This window comes from Monashia sp. HAY1-2A (assembly GCF_056755315.1).
In genome coordinates, this window is the sequence record NZ_JBNDHY010000458.1 from 1 (window position 1) to 265 (window position 265).

The window sequence follows — 265 nt, forward strand, 5'->3', positions numbered from 1 at the left end:
CCACTGATTGGCGAGCTGGCGGCGCGAGGCAAAGGTTTTTACCTTTAGACTGGACAGATAACTCAAGGAGTCGATACCGATGTCCAGCACCATGGCGCAACGCGTCGATTACCCGCATTTCCAGCCGATCACCACCCGCTGGCACGATAACGATGCTTATGGCCACATCAACAACGTCACCTACTACAGCTTTTTCGATACTGCCGTGAACACTTACCTGATTCAGGTCGGTGGCCTGGAGATCCACGACGGCGAGGTGGTGGGT

At 55.1% G+C, this 265-nt stretch carries 1 protein-coding gene; it reads left to right on the forward strand.

All coding sequences use genetic code 11. From position 1 onward, the window contains the following. Positions 1 to 79: 79 nt before the first annotated feature. On the forward strand, positions 80 to 265 hold a 186-nt coding region (locus ACPYOM_RS22700), incomplete at its 3' end, for an acyl-CoA thioesterase (protein WP_481347696.1).